The organism is Oleiphilus sp. HI0080 (assembly GCF_001635135.1).
The window spans coordinates 1-16,940 of sequence record NZ_LWFU01000003.1; the positions used below are offsets into that span (position 1 = coordinate 1).

Annotated in this window: 13 protein-coding genes and 1 pseudogene; 11 read left to right on the top strand and 3 right to left on the bottom strand. The window is 44.2% G+C overall.

The genetic code is table 11. The annotated features are described in order from the left end of the window. The coding region (locus tag A3751_RS00145) for an efflux RND transporter permease subunit (protein WP_197466053.1) at positions 1-1,931 on the top strand (1,931 nt) is incomplete at its 5' end. A 595-nt stretch (positions 1,932-2,526) separates the two neighbouring features. Here A3751_RS00145 and A3751_RS21610 read toward each other — a convergent pair. Then, complete coding sequence (locus tag A3751_RS21610) at positions 2,527-2,847, bottom strand: hypothetical protein (protein WP_197466054.1); 321 nt, start codon at positions 2,845-2,847, stop codon at positions 2,527-2,529. Positions 2,848-2,931: 84 nt separating this feature from the next. Here A3751_RS21610 and A3751_RS22345 point away from each other — a divergent pair. The 3 genes and pseudogenes from A3751_RS22345 to A3751_RS00160 all read left to right on the top strand — a co-directional run. Continuing rightward, positions 2,932-3,072 (top strand): annotated as a pseudogene (locus tag A3751_RS22345) (ATP-binding protein); the annotation flags it as partial. Positions 3,073-3,388: 316 nt separating this feature from the next. Next, positions 3,389-4,447 carry a hypothetical protein gene (locus A3751_RS00155; protein ID WP_068450821.1) on the top strand — a complete coding sequence of 353 codons (1,059 nt, stop codon included), beginning with the start codon at positions 3,389-3,391 and terminating at the stop codon, positions 4,445-4,447. A gap of 84 nt (positions 4,448-4,531) precedes the next feature. Beyond that, on the top strand, positions 4,532-6,055 hold the full coding sequence (locus tag A3751_RS00160; protein WP_082862962.1) for a DUF1214 domain-containing protein: 1,524 nt from the start codon (positions 4,532-4,534) through the stop codon (positions 6,053-6,055). Positions 6,056-6,255: 200 nt separating this feature from the next. Here A3751_RS00160 and A3751_RS00165 read toward each other — a convergent pair whose 3' ends face one another. Further along, complete coding sequence (locus A3751_RS00165) at positions 6,256-7,251, bottom strand: AraC family transcriptional regulator (RefSeq protein WP_068450824.1); 996 nt, start codon at positions 7,249-7,251, stop codon at positions 6,256-6,258. A 209-nt stretch (positions 7,252-7,460) separates the two neighbouring features. Between A3751_RS00165 and A3751_RS00170 the strand changes: the two genes are divergently transcribed. After that, positions 7,461-8,354, top strand: coding sequence for a sterol desaturase family protein (locus tag A3751_RS00170; protein WP_231871880.1), 894 nt, complete (start codon positions 7,461-7,463; stop codon positions 8,352-8,354). A gap of 110 nt (positions 8,355-8,464) precedes the next feature. Here the strand turns inward: A3751_RS00170 and A3751_RS00175 are convergent, their stop codons facing one another. Beyond that, a complete protein-coding gene (locus A3751_RS00175; protein WP_068450832.1) occupies positions 8,465-11,512 on the bottom strand; it encodes a Tn3 family transposase in 3,048 nt (1,015 codons plus the stop codon). 474 nt (positions 11,513-11,986) lie between these two features. On the opposite strand from A3751_RS00175, the gene A3751_RS00180 reads away from it, so the two are divergent. From A3751_RS00180 to A3751_RS00205, 6 genes are all read left to right on the top strand, one after another. Beyond that, positions 11,987-12,982 (top strand): AraC family transcriptional regulator, encoded by a 996-nt coding sequence (locus A3751_RS00180; protein ID WP_068450835.1) that lies wholly within the window; start codon positions 11,987-11,989, stop codon positions 12,980-12,982. A 120-nt stretch (positions 12,983-13,102) separates the two neighbouring features. Then, positions 13,103-14,713, top strand: coding sequence for a GMC family oxidoreductase (locus A3751_RS00185; protein WP_068450838.1), 1,611 nt, complete (start codon positions 13,103-13,105; stop codon positions 14,711-14,713). Between the two features lie 220 nt (positions 14,714-14,933). Continuing rightward, on the top strand, positions 14,934-16,148 hold the full coding sequence (locus A3751_RS00190) for an alkane 1-monooxygenase (protein WP_231871879.1): 1,215 nt from the start codon (positions 14,934-14,936) through the stop codon (positions 16,146-16,148). A gap of 47 nt (positions 16,149-16,195) precedes the next feature. Next, positions 16,196-16,549 carry a hypothetical protein gene (locus A3751_RS00195; RefSeq protein ID WP_068450841.1) on the top strand — a complete coding sequence of 118 codons (354 nt, stop codon included), beginning with the start codon at positions 16,196-16,198 and terminating at the stop codon, positions 16,547-16,549. A gap of 34 nt (positions 16,550-16,583) precedes the next feature. After that, positions 16,584-16,754 carry a rubredoxin gene (locus tag A3751_RS00200; protein WP_068450844.1) on the top strand — a complete coding sequence of 57 codons (171 nt, stop codon included), beginning with the start codon at positions 16,584-16,586 and terminating at the stop codon, positions 16,752-16,754. Positions 16,755-16,763: 9 nt separating this feature from the next. Further along, entirely contained in the window at positions 16,764-16,940 is a 177-nt protein-coding gene (locus A3751_RS00205; RefSeq protein ID WP_068450854.1) for a rubredoxin, read from the top strand.

Below are 16,940 nucleotides of genomic sequence, written 5' to 3' on the forward strand. Positions count from 1 at the left end.
TGCTGATTGATAATGCCATTGTAATGACCGACGAAGTGCGCGAGCGCATGCGTCAAGGCTTATCGGCTTCAGCGTCCGTCGAAGGCGCACTAAAGCACTTGTTTATGCCGCTGCTGGCGTCAACCGTGACCACAATCCTCGCCTTTATGCCTATTCTGTTACTCGAAGGAAACTCCGGAGACTTTATTGGCTCAATATCGGTGAGTGTGATTTTGGCGCTCATCTTCTCCTTTATCCTCTCAATGACCGTCATACCATCGATTTGTGCTTGGCTGGAGAAAAAGTACGGCGGGCGAGACGATAATCGTTGGTGGCAGCAAGGGATTTATAGCCCTGCCCATGGCGAGGCGTATCGAAATTTTCTGTTAAACAGTCTGCACAAGCCTTGGATTGCAGTGGTGGTTTCGCTGGCTCTTAGCGTAAGCGGTTTTGCGTTGGTTGGCAGCTTGCCTAAGGTGTTTTTTCCAGCTGCGGATAGAGATATGTTTGAAATGCGCGTTTGGTTTGAGCGCAACACTAGTGTCGATGGCGCATATCGCCTTGTGTCAAAGATTGACCAAGAAATGCTTGCAATAGAGGGCGTTGAAAAAACGGTTTGGTCAATAGGCGACAGTATTCCTGCCTTTTACTACAACCAAATTATGAATAACAGCAATCAAGCGTACTACGCAGAGGTTGTGGTCAAAACGATAAGCTCTAAGGACTCTCAACGTTTGATTGACGAGCTCCAGTTGTCGCTTAGTGAGGCATTTCCGAATGTCCAGATTGTTGCAAAAGCGTTTGCTCAGGGCCCTCCTGTGGAGGCGCCACTTGAGTTTCGAATTTTCGGCCCCGAAACAAACAAGTTGAGGGAATTAGGGGAGCAACTACGTGGCATTATCGCCGAGCAGAAAGGCGTCCTTCATACGCAGGGTACGATTCAAGCAGGCTCGCCGAAGATCTGGTTTAACGCCGATGAACAAGCGCTCGCAGAGGTAGGGTTACGTCTTAGCTCGGTCGCTAGCCAGCTGCAAAATGCCTACGAAGGTGTGCAAGCCGGAAGTGTCTTAGAGGGCGTTGTTGAGCTACCCGTTCGGGTGAGTTATGGCAACAATCAACGAACGTCGTTAGAGCAATTGCAGGCTTTCCCGGTCATCCTCCCAAATGGAGAGTGGGCGCCAGCAGCGTCTTTCGGCTCGTTTGAATTAGAGCCCGAAGCCGCATCGGTTACGCGCCGAAATGGCCAGCGCGTAAACACCGTACATGCATATTTATCCCAGCACGTCACGCCAATCGACGCGACCAACGCGGTTGTTCAAGCAATAGATGCTGGCGCATGGAGCTTACCTGAGGGCTACTACTGGACCGTTGGCGGCGATGCCGAAGAGAGCGCGCGCGCCAACGCATCGCTAGCTGCGCACCTTCCGGTCCTTGCATTGTTAATGATTACCTCTCTGGTTCTCGCGTTTCGTAGCTTTCGTCTGGCAGCTGTAATTGGAATGGTTGCCATGCTTTCCGCTGGCTTTGGCTTTCTATCACTTTGGATTAGTGGTTACCCCTTGGGGTTCAATCCCTTGCTTGGCGTGACTGGTCTTATTGGGGTAGCGATAAACGGATCGATTGTGGTCTTGGCATCCTTACAGGCGAACGATAATGCTCGCGCAGGTGATAAACAGGCTATTGTTGAAGCGACCGTATCATGCGCTCGGCACATTCTAAGTACCACGCTGACGACCATAGCGGGCTTTATACCCTTAATACTATTTGTCGGTGGTGGGTTCTGGCCGCCTTTAGCCGTTGTGATAGCGGGCGGGGTTGGGTTTTCTGTCATTCTTTCGCTTTGGTTTACGCCTAGCGTATATGTTTGGTGGGTCGCTCGAAAAGAAGTCTCGGAAGAACAACGCTCAGAACAACATCGCGGTGAATCAAGCGGCAATGAAACGTTCGTATGATGCCTACAAACGTTGTGCGTTCATCGCTCAAGGTGCTCGTTAAAACGAAGCGATAACAAGTGCCCGTTTGGGAAGAGACATATGCGCTTTTATCTTCACTGCCCACCGAGATCGTTTCGATCTTGATTAGGAACAATTAATCGCCGCTCAAGCTAGCGTTCCAAACGTCCTAGGGCTTATTTTTAGCTCCTAGCAGTGGGTAAATTGTTGAACGAATCGGTTTTGGATTACGGGTCATAGGGCGTAAGAGGGCGTTTGAGTTCCGTGAAAACAATGGTGCTCATCGCTAGCAATATTCATTATGTCATCCAGTCAGCAAACACACCATAGCGGACATTTTGAGTCTCTAGATTCTCATTGCCTTTGTGAGAGAAGCGGACACATCCGGTGGCACGGAAGTTCGAAAGTAACGTGCCTTGGGAATCAGAAGTTATTAAGTTTGTCGCGCGGCTTATTGGAGAGCAATAGTTGCAGGAAATAGCGATGACACACCGGATTTTCATCCTGCTATGCCTCAAAATTGCCCAACTCATACAGCAAAAGAACAACCGGTTAGCCTGAGTTTCTAACCGGTTGCTCTCAGTAAGCGAACAGACTATTTTTTCATGAAGGCTTCTTTAAGAAGTCCGCGCTTGCTTAGCAGCTTGCAGAGGTGCGGGTTTTTGTTACGCAATTCTTCAGCGCTTTGATAGCGTTTTGCGGCCTCGAGTAGCTCATTGTTGGAGCGCGTTTGACTCGTTTTGCTAGGGAGTAGGTCGTCCAACAGTCCTAGGGTATTAACGCGGTGATATAGGCTTTGGCTGTTACGATAGAGCGCTGATCGCGTTTTGCAGCCATCCTCTTTCAGCTTTTTAACCTCATTGACCACTGTTGATTTGCCGACATGTTTCCAGTGTTTAGGACGTGGGTTTGGCATGTGTGCCGTGACCTCATTAAAAACTGCGGGGCCTTTACGCTGTGCGGCGCGATAAGCACCTCCAGAGTGCTTCTTAAAGGTGCTGCGTTCTCGGAATGGAGCAAGGTTTCTGGCGATGCCAAACTGACAACAGCGTTGCTCGATCGACTGACTCATCACTGTCATATCATAGAAACAGGTAACGAAAGTTACCGATACAAACAATCCGCTAAACAACGACGATAGGAGTAGCAAATAAACTGGAAATCAGACCATAATCTGGCTCCTTAGGCGGGTCAAAATTAGATGCAAAAGGTGGGTCACTTTTAACTGCAAATTAACAAGTGTTGATTTGCAACACTTTCCTCCACACCTAGCGCATCTAATGCAGCTCGCAAAAGCAATAGGCCGCGCATGGCCGCCTTTGAGGCAATATATAATCAGTTAAAATGAACGTTCGAAATATGCACATAACAATCGCATGCAGTCGGGCTTCGGGCGTTATGAGGCGCAACCAATCAGGATATCATTAAACATCAACAACGTTTTGGGAGAATTATAAATGAAGGTATCAATAGCTTTACTAACTATATTCACTGCGGTGTTAGTCGGTTTTCAAAGTGTCTCCGCCGATCAGCATCAGGCTACGAATGTGGCCGCAGTGGACACCACCAATTGGGGTACTCGCCCTGAGAATACGGGGATGACCGCCGAGGAGTTCATCAGGGCCGAAGGGTTAGATTTCGCAGCCAACCTGGTGAAGAAAAATGGGCTCAACACTTTCAACACTCCCACTATCGCGAGCGTCGACAACCAAATTCTCACTACACCCAATGTGAATGTGTTGTACACGGCTGCTGCAGTCGACACCACGGGGGGCTTCACTCTAAACCTTCCCATTGATGACACACGTTTGGTTACGGCGCAAATAATTAACCTGAATACCCATACAACACCAGTCCACCTAAATAAGGGGGGCGTGTACGAGTTCCCGGCGGGACAATTTGATGACCATGTGGGAATCCTGGTTCGTATCGGTGTTGATGGTAAGGCGGACGCGGAGGCGCAGGTCAAGGTCATTGCCGATGAGTTAAGCGTTGACGCGGCGAGCGCCAACCCTATCCCGGACTATGACCTGGATAAGCTCTTGGCCACACGTACTGCGTTGAAAAATGAGTTCGCAAAAACCCCTATTGATAGTACTGGTGGCATGGTTGAGTCTGTTGATCAAATCACGGACTGGGAGAAGTATACTCTGATTACTGCGGGCGGTTGGGGGTTGAGCGGCCCAGAGCGAGCTGCATACAAGCTTATCCCCGGGCCTGAATCAATTGAGTGCAGCACGGTGACCGTTGATGCGCCGCCAGTAAATACTGACGCAAATGGTTTTTTTAGCCTCACAATCTACGGCAAGGACATGTTCCTAATGACCGACGAATACAACACGGTAAAAAGTGATAGTTCAGAACGCATTGAGGTCACGGTTGGACCAACTGAATGTCTAGAAGGTGCTGCGCTTTATCTCCAGGCGCCTAAGCCTTGGAATATAGTATTGAGGGCATATGAGCCTGACGCAAATGCATTTATGGCACAACCGGATGGGAAGGTCACAGCTAAATAATTTGCCTATGCCCATACAAAGTGTTTGATGGGCCAGCGGTTCCATCAATCACACTGTTAGCTATTAATCACAAAGGAACCGTTTATGAACATTAGACTTACAATTCCACTATTAAGTGCGCTTTTATTCCTCACTGCGTGTAGTGATAACGAAGACAAGAGTGTCGATAAATCTATTACCACAGAAAACAAAAACCTGTCTCATCAGGATAGAGAATATCAAATACTCGATACTCGCATAGGTGAACTTACCTTCGAAAATAACTATTTGGTGGGCGTGCCAACAGAGCAGAGTCGCAACAAGATATTTGATGCGATTGACTTCCAGCGTGCATGCCAGGCCTATATCTGGTCCGTACCGATGACCAGCTTTTATGCCTGGAAACAGTCTTTATATGATATGGGCGGAGAAGACGGCCAGATTCACTACTTTGAAAGTTATGATTCCAAACTTGGTGGCCTGACCTACAATACCAGCACGCCATATGTCATTTCTTTCTTTGACGTCTCGAAGCAACCTACCATGATTACCATTCCAACCAACGAAGTGCGCGGAGCCGTACATAATGTGTGGCAGATTGGCTTGTCACAAATGACCGAACCCGGTCAGTACCTCATTATCCCAGAGGGTTCCGAAACACCTACTAGTCTTCCAGAAGGTGTAAAGGTTGTTGAATCTAATAGCAACTATGTCTTTTTCGGCGTCCGTTTGATGGCGAAATCTGCGAAGCAACGAGCTCAAGACCTAGATGACCTGACCATCACTGGCCTTGATGGCAAACCGCTCAGTGACAAGGGCATCAACCGTCCTGAGCTTGGAGTAGATGGTAAGCAGCCACGTGGCATGGCGTTCTGGAGTATATTGAATGAGGCTATCCAGAGTGAACCTGTGCATGAACGTGATCGCATGATGCATGACATGCTGCGACCTTTAGGTATTGAGAAAGATAAGCCGTTCAACCCTAGCGAGCGGCAGAAAGCCTTACTCGAAGAAGCTATTGTTGTTGGTGAAATCATGGCCAAAAATATCGACTTCAGTAAAACCGGCCGCCTTGATCAATCAGAATATGGTCCGGAAAATAACCGCTGGGAAATTGCCACTGCATCCACTCCAGATCAGAACCGAGCCTACGGCATGGATCTGGATGGTCGCGCAGCATGGTTTTATGAGGCAGTCACCAATGATATTGCCATGCATGGTATGGCAAACGGAGGTTGGGGTCAGGTTTATCTAGACAATTACCGCGATGAAAATGGGAAAGGTCTTGATGGCGGAAAGCACTACACCCTCACTGTTAGAGGAGACGTAAACTATGCCGAAACATTCTGGACTGTAACGGTTTATAACATTGAAAACCGCGCCATTATCAATAACAAAATGAAGCGTGCCGATGTAGGTTCAAACATCGCAGGCACTCAGAAGAATGAAGATGGGAATTATGTGTTCCACTTTGCACCGGAGAAGCCAGAAGGTGTTGCCGCAGCCAACTGGGTACAGACCAATCTCGGTGAAGGCTGGTTTGTTTATTTTCGAGCATATTCGCCAAGTAAAGAATTCGTAGCGCAAACGCCGGAAACTATCCTGCCTAACTTTGTTCTGGTTGAATAAGCTAACAAGTCAAAACACCTGGACGCAGCTACGCTGCGCCGGTGTTTGAGGCGTTCATGATGTCTGCTTTGTAGAAACGGCTCTCAGTTGATTCACTAGCGAAAAAGGTCCGCTATTTGGTGTTAACCGAAACGATGGACTAGTAAATCTTTTGGCCTGCGTATACAAATCTGCATCTCTAAAGCTAACTACGATCGAGCTCATTGAGCCTGCTTATATTTCAACGGCGAGCAGCCATGCCATTGCCGAAATGCCCGAGAAAACGCGCTTTGCTCGCTGTAACCTAAGAGCAAGGCAACCTCTGTTAACGTAAGTTTGTCATCGTTCAAATACGTAATGGCCATTGATTTGCGGATGTCTTTCAACACATCTCTAAATATGCGGTCTTTGGATTTAAGTCTTCTGTGTAACGTCCGTTCGGATAAATGCATTTGAGTAGCCACACTAGCCGCATCAGAGACCCCTTCGTGCAAACAACGAATGAGCGTGTCGCGAAGCTCTACTAAGAAGAGATCACTTTCTGGTAGCGAATTTAAGATCGCCTCTGCTTGCTTGCCAAGTATTGCGTGAAGCGTCTGGTCTTCATGCGGAATCACCTTATTTAGATCATTAAATGCAAAGCTCAGCGCGAGTTTTGGTTGGTGTTGCTTGACCTTGCATCCAAAAAAAGAGGCGTATATTTCCGAGTTGCTATCTGAGAGTGCTTGTGTGAAATCCACTTGTAACAAACAGAGCGGGGAGGGGTGGATGATCTCTCTTATGATGCCAACGATGGCGGCGAGCAGAAGCTCGTCCGAGAGTTGGCTCGAATAGCCAAAATCTGGCTCCCAAATCAGGCTTACGGTATCAGAGTCTACCTGCGCAATCTGAGCCTGGCTGCCCGCATATAACATACCTTGAAAACGCTTAAAGCAGGAGAGTGCTTCTCCTACATTGCGACTAGTACGAAATAGATAGCCCAGTACGCCACAGTGCTCAACTTTGACGCATTTACCCACCTCAAGGCCCAGTGCCTGAACGCCGCTGAGCGCCTGTAACTCTTCTAGCAATTCCCACCACTGTTCGTAGGACATGTGTTGTTTACTCGCGTAGTGGGCTAACTTCTCTCGATAGCGAGGATAATCGAGTTGATGACACTCTAAATAATGGGCTAATAAGCCCACGACATCGCGTGTAATGAATAGGTCATTCAACATTTTTTAAGCGCTCTACACATACTATTGATCCTATAACCCTGTTACTTTTGGCGGAGATTGTCAAAAAATAACGGCAGAATGGCAATTACACCTTTGAGCAGAAACGTAAAGTAGATAGCAATTAAACACGCTAATCTCGGCTCAAGCTCTATTGGATCTCGCTTACATTGGGCGGAGCAACGTAGGAGGAAAACCCTTTGGAAGATGTAATGCATGCAATAGGTTTTATCGTCATTTTTGGAGTTTTATTCGTATCGATTATTATTGCCGAGGCTGTATATTGGCGAAAAAAAGGGCGGCCAGAAGCCTATAATCTAAAAGAAACCGTCGCAAATATTAGTACCGGTGGTATGTATAAGATTGTTGACGGAATCGCTATAGCGTTATTTATTCAGTACTTCTATGAGTATGTCAGACAGTATGGATTTCAATACGAAGCTGAAGTTGGCGTAGTAAGCATCGTGTTTCTGATTATCGCTACAGACTTTTTCTTTTACGTTTATCACTATTTGATGCACAAAGTTCGCTGGTTGTGGGCCATTCATGTTACGCATCATTCTTCTAAGATTATGAATTTCTCGACTGCGTTGCGTCAGAACTTTCTAATGGATTTAAATTTCGGCTGGGTGCTCTGGTGGATTCCGTTAGCGCTGATAGGATTTGATAAGAATTGGGCATTAATTGCGATCGAGGCAAGCCTTGCTTATCAGTTTTTCTTGCACACAGAAACAATTGGCCGCTTGGGTATATTGGAAAAAGTCTTTAATACACCTTCACATCATCGCGTGCATCACGGTTGCAAGCCAGACCAAATTGATACCAATTTTGGCGGTGTATTTATCATATGGGACCGATTATTTGGAACCTTTGTCGACGAGCGTGATGTCGGCAAGATTGAATACGGACTAACTAGTCGCCAACCAAAAACGTTAAATCCGCTTCGGCTGAACCTTGATGAATTTTTTCAGATGTTCAAAGACGTCGCAAAATATCGGGATCTTAAGATTTTCTACAAGTCACCGAGTTATGTTGAAGACGTTTACCAAGGCGACCCTGAAAGATCGGAAAGCGATGCAAAAGGCTCTGGCACCAGAGCTGTATAAAATCTTGATGCAGAGATAACAACCTACCTTGGCTCCCCAACAATATAGGGAGCAGATTTTACATTTTTGTCCATAACGTGCTGTTATATAAAGAAAATATCTCTAGGTTTTTATAGCTTGATAGATCTAATTTTATCCATATCAAAACGAGCATCATTAGATGCCTTCCTTCTGAAATCGTATTCGCCACGTAAATTAACGTGCTTCCATGTTATCACTGAGCCCTGACTTATTGATTCAATGAGATCTCTTCTATCGTCAGGGTCTGACGTGTCAGCTACAAGGTCGGATAAATATAAATAGTTCCAGAGTATGATTGAGTTCTGGAGAAGCAGCTTGCACGCCGTAGCAACTTCCTGGTCTGCTAGAACACCTTCTTGAAAGGCTTGGTCGTTGTCAAAGAATACCGCTCGAGAGAATCTATTCGAAAGCTCGACTCTATTGAGTTGCTTTTGTATTTGTTGTCTTAGATCTTCGTCATCGAAATAAGTCAGAATGAACTGTGATTTAATAACCCTTCCAAACTCTTTAAGTGCTCGATACAAGGGGTGCTCCTTAGAGTATGAGCTTAATCGTTTAAACAGCTGTGAGGCAGTAGCTTGCTTCATCTTAATCGTTGCAATAAATCTTAAGATATCATCCCAGTGATCAAGTATTTGATTTTTGCTGACAGGACGACTTGGAAGTAGACGATATCCTTTGTCGTAAAAAGTTTTTCGCGCAGAAAAGCTATATATTTGCTGGTTCCCGATGTTGGCAAGTCTTGGTGCAAACGCTATCCCTAGAAAGTGCGACACAGCGAATATCTGCTCTGTATAACCATGTGTATCGGTTGAATGTACTTGCCTAAGATCCGTCACTTCATTTTGGAGTAAACCATCAATGACGTATGGTGCCTCACGATCGGAAGCGCTGAAGACAGAGTTGTGGAATAACGACTGCTTTTCATCAATGAATGTATAAATTGTGACGCCCTTGTCTTTGCCGAAATATTTGTAGGAATGATTCGCGTGCAAGCAATCTACATCGACGTTTACCTTTCTACCATCACTCGATGAGTGGAGAACTTCCGGATCCTTTAGATAAGCACTGGATAATTTTAAATTGTGGATTGCATCTACGATGCGGTTATTAGCTTTTCTAATATTTTCTAAACTGAAAAACCAGTTAACTGTGTTGTGCAGCGTGTGCTCCTGTATACCAGCGGAAATACTCGCGAGTTTGCCTAAGCCAATATTACAGCCCTTTGCAAGAATACCAGCCATTAGAGTTTCTTCCTTTGGTTTCATCTTTACATTTTTAGGGCTCAGGTGCTTAAAGTCAGCAGTGAACTGGCATACCTGGTTTACTTCTTTAAGTAGTTGGAGAATTGGAATATATCCATCCTGGGATAGGGCATCCGCAATAAATGATTCCTCTTGAAAGTCAGTTTTTGGCGTGCTCACTCTAGATACTCGGCCATCTTTAAAAGTGAGGGAGGTATTTATCCCGTCGGCTAAGTGCTTATTAACAACCTTGTATTTCTCGTGAAGGCCCAATTTTAAGCCCGCTAAATATGCTTCTCCGTCTATGTACTCAAGTAGATTGCACTCGCGCAAGATCTGGTATTTTCGAGCCTCCCAATATTCTTTATCAATCATGTAGTCCTGAATGCTGCGGAAGCGATATGAGTAGGCTAAATTTAAGTCCCCGGATTTGATTGCTTTAGAGATATAGATAAACAGCAGGCACTTATACAGAGGGATTGAAAAGTCATTACGCTCAACATTAGCTCGATCTTGCTTTGACAGAAACTTAATAGGTGGAGATTTGCCGACATTGCCCTCTGACTCTTGAAAGTGATCTACTGCTTCTAATAAATCCTTTGCCTTGGAGGTACTATCAAAATTGAGAGCACGTACGATAGGGGTCGCTTTAAGTTGAAGTCTTAAAGAAAGCGATTCGAGCAGTTGATAGTACGTATGATTTTTACTTTCTTTTCTCAGCTGATTATCCAGATCTTCTAACAAACTATAATCAATTTCGTCGTTCTTTTGGTAATCAAAAACCAGCTCTTCTATCTTGTGATATTTTTCGTTGGGCGTTGCAGATACGCTTTCAACAATTGAGATAATTTCTTTTGCTAGCTTTGAAATAGATTTATGAGATTTGCTTAACTCGTGAATTGCCTTGTCTCGTTCTTCTTTGACAGATCGTTCGTGCTCAGCTTGTTTGCTTGAAGCTTTGTGCAACGTTGATGTCACCGACTTCATCAAAGCGTCTACTAGACTATCTTGCCGAGCGAAGTAGTGATGCTTAACAAACCCCAGCAGGTGAAGATAAATATTTTCTTTATCTGTAAATTGCGTCAGTTGTTGAATATCGGCTTTGCGTACCCATTCAGCATAATACCTAGTCGCCTTGTCATTTATATTTAATTCGTCATAAACATCTGCAAGCTGATCAAACATATCTTTGAAAACGATCATGTTATTCACGTTTTGCTTAATATCTTTTGGCCGCATGGACTGATCAATGTTCTTATATGATGCTAGCGGGGTAGTTGTTCTGCTTCCGGCAGTTATGGGAGTTAATAGGGAGTCCAGTAATTCTGAATGAGCCGGTTTAATCGCCCTGCGAAGATTAGAAATTTGATTCTTCTCTGACTCGTTGAAAGCATCCGTGATTATTGTGTTTAATTCACTAAAGCTCGGAATGGCTACTTGGTGTTTCCAGCAAGCATCTGTAAGCGCGTCGAAAATGAATTTTGGTTGTTCTTTTTGAGCAGCAAAATTCAGCGCTAAACCTACTAGAGTTTCAGTCATACTACTGTCATAAGATTCCCAGTTCAGGAAATCCAGAATCTTGATTCTATGCCTGGTAACTAAAGATCCAGCGTAGCTAGTCAATGAAGTAGGGGGTTCAACGCTTAAAGTTTTAGCCACATGGTTGATATCGCGCTTTCCAAATTGGGCAGAATTGAAAAAGCGAGCTCGAGATCTGAAGTAACCAAGCTGCAAAATAAAGCCAATTCTGCTTTCGATCGGATGAATTCGAGTGATGCTTGATTTCAGTTCAGATGGAATCGAGAAGTAACGTTGACGATCTTCCTTGGAAAATCTAGGAGGAGTGTCGAACAACAGTCTTTCTGCGTCGTTCAAAATATTGATAACTGGCATATCACTACGCTCTTATTGTTATGGTGCGTAATTATTTATCGGTACTCAGCAAGAAAAGCTTAGTATCGGGTGAGCCAGCCCCATAAACAGCAAAACCGCACAAGGCGGTTTTAATGCGAGACGAAAGTTAGTAAGGCCTTGTCTCTGTATAGCGCCGCCCCCAGAAGCCGTGTTTAGAGTATGAAAGCGAGTGTGATATGTCAACGATTCACACAATTCACGTTTATCGGCTTTCATGAGTAAGCGGTCATTTAGATTTGGTTGAAATACATCGTAAACGACCACAAAAAGTTGATTGAGGGTTTGGCCTGATTTTTGACTTAAGCTGTTATTTACTAATAATGATTCGCCAAAGATTGGCTTGGATTAGTCGATTTTAAGCATTGCTTTAAGCTAGGTTGTGTTTGTTCGTAGCTTTTGACTGAAATATGACTAGAATTATAGAATTTAATAAAAATTACTGTCAAAAGTGTTATGCAATCTAACCTCCTGTCTGTAACTTATTTCAATCATTTTGTTCGTTATGCGGAAGAGCAAAAAGTCGATTTAGCACCGTTTTGGAGAACATTAGATCATGATGGGAATAACCCTTTCATTACTTTGTCTACATTGAAACAGCTGGTTGTATTTTTGTGGAGTTCCGGTTGCCCAAAAAGTTTGGGGCTAGAGGTAGGGAAAAATATTAATCTTGCTAGTCACGGACACGTTGGCTACGGCCTGTCTCACATGAAGGATTTAGAAGAGAGTTTAGTGTTTTTATGTGAATATTATAAGGTGCGAGCCCAGATACTCCGCTTTAGACTTGAAGAAGATGATGAAAGCATTTTCCTGTGTATAGAACCTACAGTTGAATGGGGAGAAATAAGGACTGTATTATACGAGACAATAGCTACCTTAGGGTATAACATAATTAAATTTGCGATCGGAAAAAAAGCAAAAGATATCACGGTCGAAATGCCTTTCGAACAACCTTCCTGGTCTGTTCTTTATAGTGAATGTCTTTCTAATACAGTTAGTTATGGTCACGAAATACTAAGATTCGAGATTCCCCTTCATTGGAAAAGTATTCGCTGCGTTTCTGCAGACCCTGCCACCTCTGAAATGGCCGCCCAACAGTGCAGACTAGAAATGGCGCGTTTAATTGATGAGCAATCCCTAAGCGAAAAAGTTAACGAATTGATATCGTCTAGTATTCAGTTTGGTCTGTCACTGGAGCAAGCAGCAAAGACACTTTATATGTCTAAAAGCACGTTTATTAGGAAGTTAAAGCAAGAGGACACTACATTCAAGCAGTTAATGGAAGCTGCTAAGAAAAGACATGCCCAGTATCTACTAATAAATACCAGTCAAAAGATTGAATCCATCTCCCTCCAACTTGGTTACGAAGACCTTTCTAACTTCGGAAGAAGTTTTAAGAGGTGGTTTGGTTGCTCACCGTCTCAATTTAGAGAGCAGCAAAGCCATATGTGATTTTTTTGGCACTTATAGACTATGAAATGAAACCCTCTGCCGTTTTGGGATCCAAGAATTTCAAATAGCATTTGTATTCTCTAGATAGAAAGTGCATTGGGTCTTTGATGGGAGGGGAAAATGCCAGAGTTAATATACGATTATATTATCGTTGGGGCTGGTTCAGCAGGCTGCGTATTAGCAAACCGTTTAAGCGAAGACGGGAAAAATACGGTGCTGGTTCTTGAAGCTGGCCCCGAAGATAAAAGCTCTATGATTAAGATTCCCGGCGCGTTTGCTTACTTCATGTTTAGTCGAAAATATAACTGGAGATATGAGACGGAGCCAGTAAATGATATTCGGGGAGGTAAGCCTATATTCTGTCCCAGAGGAAAAACATTGGGCGGAAGTAGTGCAGTCAATGCAATGGTGTATATTCGAGGGCATGAGTCTGATTATGATCATTGGCGCGAACTAGGTAATGAAGGTTGGGGGTTCAGTGATTTATTACCCTTCTTTAAAAAAGCTGAAACGAACGAGCGTGGTGGTGATGAGTATCATGGTGATCAGGGGCCATTATATGTTTCTGATACCGTTAATAGTTATCCATTGAATGACTGTTTTATCAAGGGCGCAGAACAGGCGGGTTATCCTCTCACTAATGATTTTAACGGTCCTAATTTCGAAGGGGCAGGTTACTATCAGTTTACGATTAAAGATGGACAAAGGTGTGGTGTTTCAAGGTCTTATCTTAAGCCTGCATTAGATCGCCCCAATCTCAACATTCAATGTGAAGCCTTGGTTCAACGACTGATTTTCGATGAGAAAAAGGCAGAGGGTGTAGCCTATACCAAGGCAGGCCAAGATTTTGTGGTTAAGGCTCGCAAAGAAGTATTGTTGAGTGGGGGCAGCTTCAATTCGCCTCATTTATTGATGCTTTCTGGAATAGGTGAAAGTGAAGAGTTAAAACAACACGGTATTAGCACAATTCATGACTTGCCAGGTGTTGGTAAAAATCTACAAGAGCACGTCGATGCGTGTGTTCTCGTTAAGAGTAAGAAAAAGGATGGCTTTTCTTTATCACCTCGAGGACTGGGACGGATGTTGCCCGATACCTTGCGTTACTTGATGTTTAAAAAGGGTAATTTGGCAAACTCTATTACTCAAGCGGGGGCGTTTCTTAAATCCAATGATGGTGTGCAGGTGCCAGATATTCAAATGCACTTTGTTCCCTTGTTGTTTGATGATTGTGGTCGTGACGCGCGCTTGCTATCGCAACATGGTTATTCCTTGCATGTCTGTGTTTTAAGGCCAAAAAGTAGAGGTGCTGTTAGTTTGAGATCAGCTAACCCGGAAGACAAAGTGAAGATCAATTTTAATTTTCTCAGTCATCCCGATGATAGAAAAACATTGGTTGATGGTATTCGTTCTGCGCGGAAAATCTTGGCGGAAGATGCCTTTTCTGAGCATCGTGGCGATGAGTTTCATCCTGGATCGGATGTTATAGATGATGAGGCAATTCTACAGAAATGTAAGGATCGTTTAGGTTTGGTTTATCATCCCGTAGGGACCTGCAAAATGGGGAATGATGATATGGCAGTTGTTGATAGTGAACTTAGGGTTCGTGGGGTTGAAAGGCTCCGGGTTATTGATGCATCTATTATGCCTACCTTAATTAGTGGTAACACGAACGCACCGACTATTGCTATAGCAGAAAAGGCTGCAAGCCTGATTCTAAATGCTGGGGAGTAAGGTTTTCTTGATGTAAGTTTACAGGTGATAGAAGAATCATCTGCTGAAGCACTTGTGTATTCAGGTTTTTAGGCGCTCATGTAGCGCCTTTTTTTGGTTTAATTTCTATTCAAAATTTTCATCAAAGACACAAATTGACCATGACTTGACACCTCCAGCCATAACTCTCGCCAGCTCCTCCAAGTAATATTATACCTCTAACAAATACGGAGGAATAAATATGTCAAAAGAAACCGCAGCAATGCTTTCTATCCCACGCTCTCAGGAAGAGGGGCAGATAACCACTTGGATTTCGTTAAAAAAATACGCGTATCTTATTTCGCTTGTTCTACCTTTAGCCCCAATAAGTTCATGTTATTTAGCGGTAACTACGGGCAATGGATTATGGCTTTGGGCGACAATAGTATTTTGGTACTTCGGAATAGCTTTGCTAGACAAATACTTTGGCGACGATGAAGCGAACCCAACAGACAAAATGGTTGAAGAGCTTAAGTCTGAAGAATACTACAAGAAAGTTATGTATCTGACCGTGCCATTACTTTGGGCGGGAGTGATTGCCTGTGCATACACTGTTTCTCAATATGAATGGTCTTGGTTTAGCTTTCTGGGCGGCGCGTTGTCCGCGGGACTGGTAGCAGGTATTGGCGTTAACTTGGGCCATGAGATGGGGCACAAGATCAATGATCGAGTTCAAGTATTCTTCGCCAAAATGGCGCTAGCTCTTTCTGGCTATGGGCACTTCTTTATTGAGCACAATAAAGGTCATCACAAAGATGTAGCGACACCTGAAGATCCAGCTTCTTCAAGAATGGGTGAGTCACTTTACAAGTTTGTGAAGCGCGAAATTCCTGGGGCGTTTCGTCGAGCTTGGGAACTGGAATCCGCTCGATTAAAGAGAATGGGTAAATCTGAGTGGTCTTTCAGCAATGAAATTATTCAGCCAGCTATCGCGACAATTGCCTTATACTCTTTGCTACTTGCTTACTTCGGCCCCATTATGATTCCTTTCTTGTTGATTGTTGCGGGCTTCGGTTACTGGCAGCTTACGTGCGCAAACTATATTGAGCACTATGGTCTGCTTCGTCAGAAAAATGAAAAAACAGGTCGCTATGAGCGTTGCCAGCCACATCACTCATGGAATGCTAACCAAAAAGTTTCAAATTTGATTTTGTTGCACTTGCAGCGTCACTCTGATCACCATGCACACCCAACTCGTGCGTATCAGGTTTTGCGTGATTATAACGGTGTTCCTAATCTGCCTGCAGGTTATCCATTGATGTTTGTATACGCAATGATTCCTTCTGTTTGGTTTTCGATAATGGACCCTAAAGTAGTTGCTTGGGCTGGTGGAGATATGGACAAAGTTAATATTGATGCCGACAAGAAGGACGAGCTCTACTCTCGCTACCATAATCCTGAAAAGAAGGCTGCTTAAGCAGTCTTTCTCCTGCCCTTTAGCTCGATATTAGACAAGGTTATCTTATGTTCACTGTATCGTTATTTGCTTTCATCGGTGTCGCTAGTTTTGGTGCATATATGCTGAAAAAACGTGCACGTAAGGATTCAGTCAGAAGATGGATGATCAACGCGCACGGTGCCGGAGCGGTGGGAGCTGCATTTCTTTTGATGTATGCCCTCTATGAATCTAGCTCAATGGGACACTTCAACGAGTGGAACTGGATTGCTGCCGCTTTACTCTCAAGTGTGGTCGTTGGAGCTTATTATTTATTTAGGGTGCTTTTAAAGAGAAAGAAAATACCACTGACTTTTCAGTTTATTCATGGATTGATTGCGATATTTTCCGTGTTGGTGCTCGCATACTCAATCATCATTTAAACAAAGTATTACTTAAGAAAACAAAGGAGCAAACATGGCTCAGTATCAATGCCCAGATTGTGGCTATATTTACGACGAAGACAAAGGTGCAGAACACGAAGGTTATCCATCAGGAACCAAGTGGAAGGATATTCCGGAAGATTTTCCTTGCCCGGACTGTTTTGTCCGAGAAAAGCCGGATTTTGAAGAAGTTAAACTTAAGTGAGGGGCTGTCATGAGCACTGAAAATTTTAGGAAATATTGTTGTATTACGTGTGACATGATTTACGACGAAGAGTTGGGTATGCCAGAGGAAGGAATTGAGCCGGGTACGCGGTTTGAAGACATCCCAGATGATTGGACTTGTCCTGAGTGTTCGGCATCGAAATCTGATTTTTACTTGCTTAAATAG

What these genes read in the sequence shown, in the direction of transcription:
- A3751_RS21610 (WP_197466054.1), bottom strand. Translation starts at nt 2,847, where the DNA reads ATGCCAAACCCACGTCCTAAACACTGGAAACATGTCGGCAAATCAACA.
- A3751_RS00155 (WP_068450821.1), top strand. Translation starts at nt 3,389, where the DNA reads ATGAAGGTATCAATAGCTTTACTAACTATATTCACTGCGGTGTTAGTC.
- A3751_RS00160 (WP_082862962.1), top strand. Translation starts at nt 4,532, where the DNA reads ATGAACATTAGACTTACAATTCCACTATTAAGTGCGCTTTTATTCCTC.
- A3751_RS00165 (WP_068450824.1), bottom strand. Translation starts at nt 7,251, where the DNA reads ATGTTGAATGACCTATTCATTACACGCGATGTCGTGGGCTTATTAGCC.
- A3751_RS00170 (WP_231871880.1), top strand. Translation starts at nt 7,461, where the DNA reads ATGCATGCAATAGGTTTTATCGTCATTTTTGGAGTTTTATTCGTATCG.
- A3751_RS00175 (WP_068450832.1), bottom strand. Translation starts at nt 11,512, where the DNA reads ATGCCAGTTATCAATATTTTGAACGACGCAGAAAGACTGTTGTTCGAC.
- A3751_RS00180 (WP_068450835.1), top strand. Translation starts at nt 11,987, where the DNA reads ATGCAATCTAACCTCCTGTCTGTAACTTATTTCAATCATTTTGTTCGT.
- A3751_RS00185 (WP_068450838.1), top strand. Translation starts at nt 13,103, where the DNA reads ATGCCAGAGTTAATATACGATTATATTATCGTTGGGGCTGGTTCAGCA.
- A3751_RS00190 (WP_231871879.1), top strand. Translation starts at nt 14,934, where the DNA reads ATGTCAAAAGAAACCGCAGCAATGCTTTCTATCCCACGCTCTCAGGAA.
- A3751_RS00195 (WP_068450841.1), top strand. Translation starts at nt 16,196, where the DNA reads ATGTTCACTGTATCGTTATTTGCTTTCATCGGTGTCGCTAGTTTTGGT.
- A3751_RS00200 (WP_068450844.1), top strand. Translation starts at nt 16,584, where the DNA reads ATGGCTCAGTATCAATGCCCAGATTGTGGCTATATTTACGACGAAGAC.
- A3751_RS00205 (WP_068450854.1), top strand. Translation starts at nt 16,764, where the DNA reads ATGAGCACTGAAAATTTTAGGAAATATTGTTGTATTACGTGTGACATG.